Consider the following 14,018-nt stretch of genomic DNA (forward strand, 5'->3'; position numbering starts at 1 on the left):
GCGAAACCAACTACACTATAAGAAAAAGGAACAGGTGGAGGTATACGATGCAACGGATGAAAGGCGACCCATATTATCTATTCGAGCTGTTCACACGCTTGTATCGAATGGTATTTCTAATGGAAGTGACGGATGAAGGCTATCGTTACGTTCATGTGAGCGATCAGGGGAAAGTCGCTTCCTCACTTCCGGATGATGTGGAAGGTCAGTATTTACATGAGATGTATCGCTCAGAAGTGGCGAATGAATTGATTGGACATTACGATGCGGTCGTCGAAACAGGGGAACCCGTCTATTTCATGTCAAAAATGAATGTCGAATCCAATACGGCCCGATTCGCCTCCTCTATGCTTGTGCCAATCGAAGATGAATCGGGTGTCGTGCGCTATGTACTCAGTTTGACGACGGATTTGTCAGAAGAGGCGGAAATCAAGTTGTTACGTAGTATCGAACATATGGACTATTTGACGGGGATGCCGAATTTGATGAAAGTCAAATTAGATCTTGATCAACTGTTTGAGCGACAGAGCACGGAAGAAACGAGTGTGATACGTCTACATATCAATCGTTTCAAGATGATGATGTCGCTCCAAGGGGTGGAGCGCTCGAATGAATTGATTAAAGACATCACGCGTCAATTGGCAAATACACTCCCGCAAGGTTCCATTATCGGTCGGGTCGATGGCGAAGATTTTATCGCGGTCTTGCCCCATGTCCCGATGAAGACGGCCTATATGTATGCGGAACATTTACTTGATGTCATCGCGGGTCATTCTTATAAAGTGGCCGATGCAGAATTTCCGTTATCAAGTTGTATCGGCATCAGTTCGGGAGTTGCTGACGCCGATCGCGTCATCATGAACGCCTCAACGGCTTTACTCGAGGCACGTCAGAACGGTAACCAAACGATTCATCTATATGAACATGATGAGTATGTTCAGCGTTATATTGATGAGATTATGATTGAGACGGAGCTTGTGAAAGCAATCAAACAAGATGAACTATATATGGTGTATCAACCGAAAGTGTCGATGGATGGGTCGATTCATTTTGAGGCGCTCATTCGTTGGAATAGTCCGGTGCTTGGGTTCGTCTCTCCTGAAACGTTCATTCGTGTGGCGGAACAGTCACTGCTTATTGAAGACGTGACACAGTTCGTCATGAATCGAGTCTGTCAGGACGTATCTGCACATGCAGAGCAATTCGAAGGTCGTCGTGTCGCCGTGAATGTGTCACCGAACTTGTTTCATGAGCATCACATGAATGAATTGGTGACCATCATTTCGTCATATGACCTGAAGCCGGAGCAGTTTGAGTTCGAAGTGACGGAGCATACACTCATGCATGAACCGGTCGCTGCCATCAAAACGGTTGAATCGTTGAAGCAGCAAGGATTCCGATTGGTGATTGATGATTTTGGGGTGAGTTATTCTTCTTTAAATTACTTGAAGCTATTTGAAATCGATGGCATCAAGATTGACCGATCATTCGTCGCGCAACTCGATCAAGAGAATGGGATGAAAGAGTATGAAATCGTCAAACTGATTGTGTCACTCGCTAAAAAGTTAGACCTCGAAGTGACAGCTGAGGGCGTTGAGACGGAAGAACAGTATCGGATTTTACGTCAGCTCGGCTGTGATGAGATTCAAGGCTATTTCTTTAGCCGCCCGATGGCGCTCGAAAACCTACATGAGGCACTCGAAATCTTGTATTCTCACCAGATGGTCTTATCGAAAATCGAACAGCCATCACAGTTACTCGATCCTTCACTCGATGAACGCGAGATGAAGCGATTAAAGGCCATCTTACGATTGGAGATTTTGAACACGCCGCAAGAAGAACGTTTCGATCGGATCTCTCGCTTGGTCGCACAAACGTTTCAGATGCCAATCGCTTTCATCTCCATCATGACGACAGACCAACAATGGTTCAAGTCGTGTGTCGGGATTGAACTCGAGTCTTCTCACCTCAAGCGAGAGTGGACGTTATGCACGCGAGTCGTCACGTCGGAACGTCCGATTGTGATTGAAGATGTGGCAGCTGAAGCATTCGAGAGTGACAGTCCATGGCTCGAACAAGTCGGGTTCTATGCCGGGGTGCCGCTCCGGACGAAACAAGGTCACGTCATCGGTACGCTTTGTGTGGCAGATGCCCAGGCGAGAACGTTCACTGAAGAGAATCTACATGCGCTCGAGTCGTTCACACACTGGGTCATGGCAGAGATTGAACATACAGAAATGTCACGGCGACAAATCAAACGCCAACAAGTCGTAGAGGCGTTGTATGAAGCGACGGCACTTCGCATGCCGTTTCATGACCAGTTGGCACGTGTTCAAGAAGTTTTGTTGGAATGGGTCGGTTACTCGCATGCCGTGATCTTCTCAAGTGAATCCTCACATCGTCTCTTGGTCGAGAACGGGGTGTCTCGTCTGATGTGGGAGGAAGAAGAGCTGCGCACCCTCCATCAACTGACGACGGTCGGTTCACAAACTCTTCAAGAAGGAGAACTGATTGTAGATGGAATTGAGTTCACAACGATTGTCAGCTTCCCTTTGACACATAAACACCAGGTTTTTGGGTGGATCGTCTTATTGGCGGAGCAAGGCAATTTAAACGATCAACTCGACGAAGAAACCCTGCAAGAGTTGGCAGACACGATTCGATTGCTTGCAAGATGGTTAGAGAACGGCATTCGGAAAGAGCGGAAACAACGCGAAATGATTCGAATTGCGACACAGGATCAACTAACAAAACTCTGTAATCGATATACACTCATGACCGATCTATATAGACAGATTCAGCGTTCACAAACAGTCACATTGTTGTTGATCGATATAGACGACTTCAAACGGATTAATGATCAATATGGTTACCTGATCGGAGATGAGTTATTGATTGAAATCGCACAACGATTGAGCGGATTCGTGGAAACGTTCGGAGGTCAAGCATATCGATTTTCAGCTGATGAATTCGTTGTCGTACAAGAGGATGGACCTGTTGGCTTAAAGGAGATGAACAACGTTATTTCCCAGGGAATAAACGCGTCAAATGGTGAAACCATACGTCTTACAGTAAGTATCGGGGTCGCCACAATCCAATCTACCTCAACGATTGATTCGATTCTTCAGCAAGCGGATGCGGCCATGTATATTGCGAAGAACAATGGTGGCAACCAATGGTTTCAATACGATGGATATTCAAATGGCGAGGGGTTTTAAGTATGGGAAATTGTGGTTGATTGAGGGGTTGCCGGGAAGTGGAAAATCCACATTTGCTGAAAAGATATGTGCGTTGAAAGAAGGTGTCTTCTATTCGGAAGTGGACGCTGCTCACCCCGTCGATCTGCATGAAGTCTACTGGATATCAGAACAGCCTTCACATGGTACGATTCTTGATGAGATTGAAGAGGGATGGCTCGTTCGTTACGATGAAGGGGAAGAGCGCGTAGGAACGGATGTCTATGAGTTGCCCTTTGCACTCCACACACGAATCATGTGCGAACGATGGCGACGTTATGTAAAAAAACTCGAGCGACAAGAATGTGACGTCATCTTTGAATGTGCGTTGCTTCAAAATCCGTTCACGATTGGTATGATCGCCCAAGACGTTTCGTTAGAGGCGATTGAAACATACGTTCAAGAGGTTTCGTCGATTCTAAAACCAATCGAACCGACCATCGTCTATTTGGAGTTAAACGACGTCGCCCGCATATTTCCAGTCGTCTACAACGAACGACCGATTGAATGGAAACAGGGATTTGTCGAGTATTACACGACAGGATCCTATGCATCGAAACGTAACTTTGTCGGTGTGCCGGGAACGATTGCGATGTTAGTGGACAGACAGCGACTTGAACTCGAATTACTTGAACGGATCCAGCTTCGTCATGTTCGAATCCAAAATGATGAGCGCTCTTCGTTTGAAAGGTTAACCAAATTGATAGAAGAGGAGTCGAGCCGTTCATGCAAACCTTGATCAAATATTCGGAACGTTTTTGGTATATGACGCCGGTTGCGCATACAGACCGTCCGATTCTTGGAGCCGTTATTGGTGACACACATACGTTACTCATTGACGCGGGCAACTCCAAGGCGCATGCCTCAACCTTTTTAGAACAGCTTCAAGAGCGTGGCCTCCGTACGCCTTCGATGGTCACATTGACACATTGGCATTGGGATCACATCTTCGGGTTACCTGCCTTAGAAGGAGTGGTCTCCATCGCAAGCGAAGCGACGAAACACGAGATGGAGAAACTCGTCCCTTACGCTTGGGACGATGCATCATTGAATCAACGAGTTGCTGAAGGAATTGAAATCGAGTTTTGTGCCCAGGCGATCCGCGAAGAATATGGTGATTCGCGAGACATTCAAATCGTTCTGCCGACACTTACGTTTCAGGAGTCGTTGACGCTTGATCTTGGTGGAGTCCATGTCATATTGAGGCATGTCGGTGGCGACCATGCAAGAGATTCGGTCGTTCTCTATGTCGTGGAAGAACGCGTCTTATTTTTAGGAGACGCGTTGTATGCAAATTTGTATGCTCCGACATGGCGAATGACACCAGAGGAGACACTTCGATTGTTACATGTACTAGAGACATTTGATGCACAACAGATCGTCTGGTCACACGGTGAGATGGTAAGTCGTGAAGCGTTCGCAGCAGATTGCCTTACTTTGAAAAGAATCGCCACGATTTCAAGTGATTTCCCAGGAAATATTGAAGAAATCACTCGATCATACGCTGCACTTGTCAATCGTGAATTGAACGAAGAAGAGCAGGAATTGATTACGTTTTTTGTGAATGGGACGGTGGAGAATTAATGCATACAATTGTACGAATCCATGAAGAAGACGAGTCATTTCAACAGTTTTTGACTGGGAAGCTACGTGATTATAACAATGTTCACTCTGCGCATCATCGCGAGATTCGCAAGGCGATCGTACCGGCCGTTCAATTGAAAATCGAGCAAGAAGGACGGATCATTGCTGGCTTGTACGGGAGTGTGTATTGGGGATGGTTCGATTTAGACCGTTTATGGGTGGAGTCGAACGTTCAGGGACAGCGGCTCGGGAGTCGGTTGCTCGAAGAAGGGGAGACGATTGCGAGATCGCTCGGTGCGACGCGTGTGAAGTTGACGACGTTCTCGTTTCAGGCGAAATCATTTTATGAGCGCTTTGGCTATACGGTCGCCGGTGTGCTACCGGACTACCCACCTGGATCTGACTATTACATGATGATGAAGGAACTATAAAAGGCGACACGAGGTCGCCTTTTTTTAGTATACTTTATCCCCATTGAAGATTGAGTTTTTCACCATGACATAGTCTACCGTGCGCAATGCTTCGAGACTGTCGCCACCCGCGTAAGAAATCGCCGACTGGAGATCTTGCTCCATCTCGGTCAATGTATCTTGTAATGCCCCTTTGTGTTCGACAAACATCTTTTTCCCCTCGACGTTTTTTCGCTCACCTTTTTGGAACTCGGAAGCAGAGCCGAAATACTCTTTTAGTTGTTTGCCGTCTTGCTCGAACGTTTCCCCTGGAGATTCGTCATGGCCAGCGAACAATGAACCGATCATGACCATCGAAGCGCCAAAACGAATCGACTTGGCGATATCCCCATGTGTACGGATTCCCCCATCCGCGATGATTGGCTTCGTCGCTGCCTTGGCACACCAGCGGAGCGCCGCTAATTGCCAGCCGCCCGTGCCGAATCCCGTTTTGATTTTCGTGATGCATACTTTCCCTGGTCCGATTCCGACTTTCGTCGCATCCGCTCCGGCATGTTCCAATTCACGAACGGCCTCTGGCGTCCCGACGTTCCCTGCGATGACAAATGAACCAGGAAGATGGTGCTTGATATGTTGAATCATTCGGATGACCGCGTTCGAGTGTCCATGTGCGATATCGATCGTAATAAATTCTGGTGTATGACCAGTCGACTGAAGCATCTCGATAAATGCATACTCCTCTTCTTTCACCCCGACGCTGATTGAGGCATAGAGACCTTTCTCATGCATGTCCTGGATAAACGCGAGACGCGTCTCGGGATTGAAGCGATGCATGATGTAAAAGTAACCGTTCTCGGCCAACATGAGCGCCACTTTCTCATCAATAATCGTTTGCATGTTAGCGGGGACGACCGGTAAACGGAACGTGAAGCCCCCGAGCTCGACGGTCGGGTCACATTCCGAACGACTGTCGACAATACATTTTGCAGGAATTAATTGAATATCTTCATAATCAAACACTTTATCCATAAGTTGCACCCCTATTCACGAACATTAACATCTTGAACTATAAAAAAACTTCGCCCATTCGGTAATATAACGTGAACAGCTTTCAAAGTCAAAGGGAAACTTCGAAAAAACGGTCTAAAAATGAATGTATTTAGATTTATGAGTATTTAATGTTCGTGTTTAAGGGGTAATTAGATGTTTCACGTGAAAAAAAGGACCTTGATTCACAGGTCCTTTGCGAGTACATATTGGTTTCGACCGTCTGCTTTCGCCTCATATAAAGCGAGGTCGGCGCGTTTCAACAGCTGTTTAGTCGACAATCCTTTTGTATAACGAGCGCCACCGACGCTCGAAGTTGTGATGAATGTATGCTGGTCGATTTCCCAAGGTCGTTGTAACGCTTGGATAATCTTTTCGGCGACACGATGGAGAGAAGAAGGATCGGTGAATCGGATGAGGACGGCGAATTCATCGCCCCCGAGTCTTGCCACCATATCTTGTTTTCGGAGTACCGACGTCAATCGGCGCGCCAATTGACGCAAGAGCTCATCCCCGACATCATGGCCGAACGTGTCGTTGATTTGTTTGAAACGGTCGACATCGAGCGCGAGAACGCCTAATTGCTCTTTCTCATATCTCGTCTCTTCGATGGCTTCTTCAAGATAGGCGAGGAAGTAGCGTCGGTTCGGCAAATCAGTCAGCGTGTCGTGATATGCCAAGTGCTTTAAGCGCTTCTCAAGCGCCTTTCGCTGCATGATTTCTCGGCTGACCGTCAAGTAGTGCAGAAGATGCCCTGATTCGTCATAGATAGCTTGAATTTTTGTCTCGAGCCAGATCCAGCGTTGGTCCGCGTGAAAGTGTCGGAATTCAAGAGTCAGCGAGACGTCTTGCTCTTTCAAGTCCTTCAATTGTGAACGGACGATTTGAATGTCATCTGGATGAATATAGTCGAGCGTATTCTTCCCTTCATAGTAATCGGCTGCAAAGCCGAGAACCGTACGATGAGAAGGGGAGGCGTAACGAACCGTCCCATCCCGTTCTAATATGCAAACGAGATCACTCATGTTTTCCGTGATCAGTCTGTATTGTAACTCACTTTGTCTCAAGGCCTGTTCCATTTCTCGTTTTTCCGTGACATCGCGCAAAATCGTCAATATGGCCAGCTGTCCTTCATAGTCGATGAGGAGACTGCTGATGTCCATATGAAGCCGGTCCCCGCTCGGCGTCACAACGACCATCTCGGTATCTTGAACAGGTCCACCTAGTTCAAGGGTAGCGAGACGTGTCCGAGTGGATTGGTGATATTCTTCTGCAATAAAAGAGAAGATGGATTCACTCTCGAGATAAGTCTCTCCAATCGTTTCGAGCGCCATTGCGTTCGCATATAAAATCTTCCCATCTTGGTGAACGATGATGCCTTCCGGAATCGTCTCGATCAATTGGCGATAGCGACGTTCACTTTCGATTGTGGCCCGTTCAGCGTTCTTCTCAGGCGTTAAATCGATGATGATGGCAAACAATCCAGTGATGTTTCCACCGACTTCGATCGGGATGTTCAATACGGACAAATCAAGCCGCTCCCCAGACTCATGAGTGGCGTAAACCGAATACTTGTGCGGAATGCCGGATAACGTGAACTGCAACCCTTTCCGTACACGAGAACGTTCGTCCTCGGGAAGCCAGTAAAGGAACGGTTGATGGAGCATCTCCTGCTCGGCATATCCAGTGATGCTCATGACGGCCGGATTGACCGATTTGATATTCAGATGATGATCAAGTACAAAAATGCCGTGAGGCGAGTAACGTCTTAATGACTCATGATGATCTTTCAAAATGGATAATTCCAGTTCGCGACGCTTGCGTTCCGTCACTTCGCGGACAACCGAGACGATATGTGTACATTGTCCCTCGTCATTAAAAATAGGAGTCACCTCTGACTCGAAGTAATGAAGGGGAAGCGTCAATACATCATTTGCTTCTACCGTATCGGTGTAGAACGAGTCAGCAAGACGATAGTCTTCATAGACGACACTTTTTTTCGTTCGAATCGCTTCATCGTAATAGGTTGTGATGAGCGCAGCCGTTTCAGCGGGGACGAGTTCGTCAATCTGTTTTCCGACATCTGCGTCCGACCAGTTGATCGCGCGTTTTGCGGGTTCATTCACAAAGACGTATCGATAAGCTGAACCATCGACTTCCATAAAGAACACATAGTCTGAAATTTTATCGAACGTCCGTAATAAAATCGATGCGTTGTATTGAAGTGTTTGGTCAGCCTTCATCTCGTCTCCCTCATTTCGTTCTATTTTTTACACGTCATTTTTATCTTAACGTATCCTTCGATAAAATGTGTGAACTTTCAAAAAAAGACAGGATGTAAGAACATCCTGTCAGGCAGCTTCTTTCAGTTGTTTTTGTTCGCTTCGACCGTTCATGAGGTAATACAAGAAAATGGTAAAGAGAACGACACCGGAAAGCATCAAGTATAGCGTCGAAAATCCAGTCAACGGAATGAGTAGACCGATGAAATACGGACCAAACCCGAGACCTGCATCGAGTGCAATGAAGAACGTCGAAGTAGCCATACCCATCCGGTGGGGTGGGGAAGCCTTGACGGCAATCGCTTGTGTACCGGACTGGATATTCCCGAATCCGAGTCCAATCAGAGCACCTGCGAGTAACAGCATCCAGCTGCTATTCGCTTGACTGAGCACGAGAAGCCCGACGGCGAAAATCGCGATTGCTGGATACATGACGACATTCGCCCCGCGCGCGTCCATCAATTTCCCGGTAATCGGACGAGACAACAGGACGGCGACGGAGTAGACGAGGAAGAAGATACTCGCCGCTTCAATCAAATCGAGTTCACTCGCGTAAAAGTTGATATAGGACAAGACGCTCGAGTAGCTGAGCGCGGCCATCCCGATGATGAGTGCGATCGGTAACGCCTTCGGTTCAACGAATGATTTCAATGAGAAACCACGAACGACTTCCGGTGCGTCTACTTCTGGTACGTTGACGAAAAACGTACTCGCCAAACTGATCAGTCCAATTACGAAACAAAGTCCGAAAATGACGGTGAAGCTCGTATATTGGCTAAGTAGCAACCCAACGAATGGCCCGATGGCTGTCGCTAAGGTAGAGCTCATACTGTAGTAGCCAATCCCTTCGCCTTTTCGAGTCGCGGGAATGACCTGTGCCACGATTGTTCCGGTTGCGGTACTTGATAATCCCATCCCGAGACCGTGTACGAAACGAGTGAGCAATAAGAAACCGACGCCCCAATGGACGAAGTACAACAAGATCGTTGCGGTGAAAAAGACGAGCCCGATATAAAGTGTCTTTTTCCGACCGATTGAATCGATGAGTCGACCGATGAACAATCGTCCGGTCAACGTTCCAATGATAAAGATACCGGTGACGAGCCCTGCTTGACTCGTCGTCGCCCCGTACGACTCGACGGCATGTACCCCGATGGTGACCATCAATAAGAAAAAGATGAGCGTCAGGAAGAAGTTGATGAGCGAGATAATCAGAAAGTCTCTCGTCCACAGTTTTTGGATAGGTTGTTGCATCGAACACGACGCCTCCTTTTCTTCAAATTCGAATAGTTAATAAACATAACTAAAAGAGTATACCAAATCAAAACAAGATTGTCTGAGATGGTGCATTCCATGAGTTCATGGAGCAAATAAAAACTCGACTCGTGAATCGAGTCGAGTGGTATCGTTAAGCGCGGTCCCAGAAGCGGGCGGTCGCGATTCCGTCGATGAACGTATCGAATCCATCGAGGTTATGCGCATCAAACGTGAAGACGCCAGGCTGGTCTGTCTTCACGCGACATGTTGCGAGTGCTTCTTGATGATGCACGTGCAGGGCGAGCGGTTTATAGTGCTTATACGTGTTCTCGATGAACTCGAGGACGTCATCTTCGACCGAGGTTGCGGCACTCACCAAGAAGGCGGCGTCGAAGAGGCTCGAGTCGACCGTGTCATACGTCTCTTTTACTTTCAAATCACCGAGCATATAGGCTTTCTTACCGACGAGACTATAGTTGACGTTGTGGTCGGCGAGACGCTTCACCCATTGCTTCACTTGATTCGCATCCACGTCACCGGCGAGGAGAATGGCGACGCTCTTCGTGTCTGGTTTTTTGATCGTGTTCGCCATCGAGAGGGCAGGGGACGTCTTGTCTGACTGGACTTCATTGTTTTCTTCAGGTACTTGCACGCCTAAATTATCCGCGACTACCTCGGCGAGATGGCGGTCAATCCGGTTTAATAAATCGACAGCGTTCTCTTTCACCATATCCGACTCACATTTCCCGAGTTCGAAACTGCAGGCGTCTTGAATGTGCTGCTTCTCGACATCGGTCATGCTGTTATAGAAGAGTTTCGCCTGTGAATAGAAGTCTAGGAAGCTGTCGCTGCGTCCTCGAATCTTATGTCCATCGACTTTCTCTTGATAATGCTCAAATCCGCCTTGGTCAGCTGGTACGGGTTCAGGCTGATTGTTATTGAGCGCATTTTTATGATAACTCGTCTGTCCTTTGTGGACGGCCATTTGATGCATGCCGTCACGCTGATTGTTGTGGAACGGACAAACGGGTTTGTTGATCGGAATCTGGTGGAAGTTTGGTCCACCAAGACGCGAGAGTTGCGTATCTGTATAAGAGAACAAGCGCCCTTGTAAGAGCGGGTCGTTCGAGAAATCGATTCCTGGAACGAGGTGTCCCGGATGGAAGGCGACTTGCTCGGTTTCGGCGAAGAAGTTATCGACGTTTCGGTTGAGTGTCATCTTCCCGACAAGTTTCACAGGGATTTCTTCCTCGGGCCACAGTTTAGTCGGGTCTAAAATGTCGAAGTCATAGTTGAACTCATCTTCTTCAGGGATGAGTTGGAGTCCGAGCTCCCATTCCGGATAATCGCCTTTGTTGATGGCTTCATACAAATCGACACGGTGGAAGTCCGCATTTTTCCCGACTGCTTTTTGAGCTTCGTCCCATACTTGTGAATGGACACCGAGCTTCGGTTTCCAATGGAATTTGACGAAATGTGCCTTTCCTTCCGCATTCACGAGACGGAACGTATGGACCCCGAAACCTTCCATCATGCGTAGACTACGTGGAATTCCCCGGTCACTCATCGCCCACATGACCATATGAGCGGTCTCGTGGTTTTGTCCGACGAAGTCCCAGAACGTATCGTGCGCGCTTCCCCCTTGCGGTACTTCCGTATGCGGTTCAGGTTTTACAGCATGGACAAGGTCTGGGAATTTGATGGCATCCTGAATAAAGAAGACAGGGATGTTGTTTCCGACTAGGTCGTAGTTCCCTTCGTCTGTATAAAACTTCGTCGCAAAACCGCGTACGTCACGGACTGTATCCGCAGACCCACGCGAGCCTTGGACGGTCGAGAAACGGACAAATACCGGTGTTGTCTTCGAAGGATCGTTCAAGAAATCAGCTTTTGTGATGTCGGCGAGCGGTTCATATACGTGAAACTCTCCGTGTGCCCCAACGCCGCGAGCGTGGACAATCCGTTCTGGAATCCGCTCATGGTCAAAGTGGGTCATCTTCTCCCGGAAATGAAAATCTTCAATCAAGGTCGGACCGCGGCGCCCTGCCTTCAGTGAGAATTCATCTTCCGCCATCTTCAATCCTTGGTTCGTCGTCAAGCCTGCTTGTTGTTCGTTATCAATCGTATGTTGTTTTAACTGCTCTTCTTTCTTGTTCCCCATGTGATTGCCTCCCTTAAGTATGACTGACCGTTGTAAGTCACGTTTTGACCTACTGTATCGGTGTTCCCTAACCCAAATAAAAAAATCCCTCTTTTTTTAAAAAAGAGAGATTTCACACAAACGGGTAACTCACTTATAGCGCGGCCCATACGTGCTGCTTCAAGACGATTTGTTGCACGATTTTTGGGTCAAGATCATATTCACTGGAGACGATTCGCGTCACTTTTGATTTCACGTCCGGGTCGTCTGGGTCCTGTTTCGTATATTGTTCCTGCCACAACGCCCAGATTTGAATCTCTTTTCCAGTCAGTTTCGTCGACCACTCTTTCTCACGAAGCTGCCAGCCGAACATCATCTCGTCTGTTTGACCAGGTTCGACCCAGTCGGCAAGCGCATAGTCGCCTTCAGGAGCGAATACGGCCTCACCGAGTGGAGGTTCTGTCCCGATATAGGCGGCGTCATCATAAAATCGTAACAAGGCGGCCTGGAATTGGTCGGACTGTTGGACGTTCTCGATGACGTCATGGCTAATGGATTGAAGTTCATCCGTACTTGGTTCACCATGCACCACAACATCATATTCATATCGAGTCACATCATCTTCTACAACAGGTGAACGCTTTTCGATCGTGTATATTTCCTCGGAAATAGAGACTTGTTCAGACTTTAATTGCGTGGTGGGTGTCGACTCGTTTGGCCAAAACCAGATGGCGCAGCCAAGAGGGACGAGAAACACGATCAGTCGGCGAAACGTGTACACCCATCTTGCTTTTCTTTTTTTCTTCAATCCAAAAACACTCCTTCAATATGTAACAACCCCCAAGAATAGGGGTTACGTTCGATCTAGCCGAACGAGATCAGCGTCTGGATGATGCTGACCACGAACGAGGGCGCTCAGGATGCGAGAGCCGAGCATGCTGTACACCGTCCCATTTCCCCCATATCCGAGCAAGTAAAACAAATTCGGTCGATTCGGGTGCTCTCCGATGAACGGGAGTTGGTCCACCGATTCTCCAAACAAGGCGACCCAGGCATAATCGACTTCAAGGTCATACATCGGGAAGAGTTCTGCAACTTTCTCCTTCACTCGTTCAGCCCGGTCGTTCATGAGTGCCTCATCGTGAGGCGTCTCTGCCTTGTCTTCGTCGAGGCCACCAGCGATAATCCGACCGTCCGGAGTCGTACGTAAATATAGGTATGGTCGTTTCGTCTCCCAAATGAGTGCGCGTCCTTCCCAATCGCTGAACTCTGCAATCGGATTCGTTGCGATGGCGTATGAACGGTTCAAATCGATCCGATGAGAATCGAGTAGGGGAGCAGGACCGTAACCCGTCGCAAAAATGACTTTGTTTGCTTTGAATGTACCGTTTGAAGTGAGGACAATCCATCCTTCGCCTTCTGAAACGACTTCATCTACCGATGTTTCTTCAAAAATCGGGACGTTTTGTTTCGATAAGTGACGAATGATTTGACGACTGAGCGTGAGCGGATTGACTTCGGCATCACCTTTTGTGATCAAGGCCGCCGGTTTGTCGAATGGGAAACGTTCACGCAATGTATCGCGATCGAGCCATTCCACTTCAAAACCATGCTTCGAAAGCATCTCATACTCAAGTTTCAATTTGGCAACATCGGCCTCTTCACTCGCAAAACAAAGGCTATCCCGGCGAATATAAATATCGGCTGCCCCCACATCTTCCGCTACTTGATCAAGTGATTCGACGGCATCGAGACAAAGACGATAGAAGCGTACCGCCGCGTCTTCTCCGATTTTTTCGGCGAGTTCATGTAACATAATGTCATTTGAATATTGAATAAGACCGGTGTTGGCCGACGTGCTGCCTGTTCCGACTTTTCGTCCGTCGAGCACCGCGAAATCCACACCATCCTGTTGCAACGTGTAAGCTGTCAGCGTTCCCGACATTCCGGCTCCGATGACGAGCACGTCATACTGCTCTTTTTTCTCAGGTTGTTGCAACACCACGTCATCTGATTCGGTCGTTGGCCAATATAAATCTCCGTTATACAATTCCATCAGTTT

At 47.9% G+C, this 14,018-nt stretch carries 10 protein-coding genes; 4 read left to right on the forward strand and 6 right to left on the reverse strand.

Annotated elements, in window-relative coordinates; all coding sequences use genetic code 11:
* Positions 1-47 precede the first annotated feature (47 nt).
* The 4 genes from PJK55_RS11130 to PJK55_RS11145 are packed head-to-tail and all read left to right on the forward strand — an operon-like array spanning position 48 to position 5,251.
* The gene (locus PJK55_RS11130; RefSeq protein WP_271305852.1) at positions 48-3,218 is read left to right on the forward strand and encodes an EAL domain-containing protein; all 3,171 of its coding nucleotides are present in this window, start codon (positions 48-50) and stop codon (positions 3,216-3,218) included.
* 16 nt (positions 3,219-3,234) lie between these two features.
* Positions 3,235-3,975, forward strand: a complete 741-nt coding sequence (locus PJK55_RS11135; protein ID WP_271305853.1) for a hypothetical protein — start codon at positions 3,235-3,237, stop codon at positions 3,973-3,975.
* Positions 3,963-4,820 (forward strand): MBL fold metallo-hydrolase, encoded by an 858-nt coding sequence (locus PJK55_RS11140; protein WP_271305854.1) that lies wholly within the window; start codon positions 3,963-3,965, stop codon positions 4,818-4,820. The genes PJK55_RS11135 and PJK55_RS11140 overlap by 13 nt, the downstream gene beginning before the upstream one ends.
* Positions 4,820-5,251: a GNAT family N-acetyltransferase gene (locus PJK55_RS11145; protein ID WP_271305855.1), complete on the forward strand. Its 432-nt coding sequence runs from the start codon at positions 4,820-4,822 to the stop codon at positions 5,249-5,251. The genes PJK55_RS11140 and PJK55_RS11145 overlap by 1 nt, the downstream gene beginning before the upstream one ends.
* Positions 5,252-5,275: 24 nt before the next feature.
* Here PJK55_RS11145 and guaC read toward each other — a convergent pair whose 3' ends face one another.
* From guaC to PJK55_RS11175, 6 genes are all read right to left on the reverse strand, one after another.
* A complete protein-coding gene (gene guaC, locus PJK55_RS11150; RefSeq protein ID WP_074036799.1) occupies positions 5,276-6,259 on the reverse strand; it encodes a GMP reductase in 984 nt (327 codons plus the stop codon).
* 203 nt (positions 6,260-6,462) lie between these two features.
* A complete protein-coding gene (locus PJK55_RS11155) occupies positions 6,463-8,520 on the reverse strand; it encodes a PAS domain S-box protein (protein ID WP_214695630.1) in 2,058 nt (685 codons plus the stop codon).
* Positions 8,521-8,628: 108 nt separating this feature from the next.
* The gene (locus tag PJK55_RS11160; RefSeq protein ID WP_271305856.1) at positions 8,629-9,813 is read right to left on the reverse strand and encodes an MFS transporter; all 1,185 of its coding nucleotides are present in this window, start codon (positions 9,811-9,813) and stop codon (positions 8,629-8,631) included.
* Positions 9,814-9,967: 154 nt separating this feature from the next.
* Positions 9,968-11,977, reverse strand: coding sequence for a catalase (locus PJK55_RS11165; protein ID WP_271305857.1), 2,010 nt, complete (start codon positions 11,975-11,977; stop codon positions 9,968-9,970).
* Between the two features lie 133 nt (positions 11,978-12,110).
* Positions 12,111-12,764, reverse strand: coding sequence for a hypothetical protein (locus tag PJK55_RS11170; protein ID WP_271305858.1), 654 nt, complete (start codon positions 12,762-12,764; stop codon positions 12,111-12,113).
* Positions 12,765-12,809: 45 nt separating this feature from the next.
* Complete coding sequence (locus PJK55_RS11175; RefSeq protein ID WP_271305859.1) at positions 12,810-14,012, reverse strand: NAD(P)/FAD-dependent oxidoreductase; 1,203 nt, start codon at positions 14,010-14,012, stop codon at positions 12,810-12,812.
* Positions 14,013-14,018: the final 6 nt, after the last annotated feature.

It is taken from the genome of Exiguobacterium sp. MMG028, assembly GCF_027947425.1.
Taxonomy (GTDB): domain Bacteria; phylum Bacillota; class Bacilli; order Exiguobacteriales; family Exiguobacteriaceae; genus Exiguobacterium; species Exiguobacterium aestuarii_A.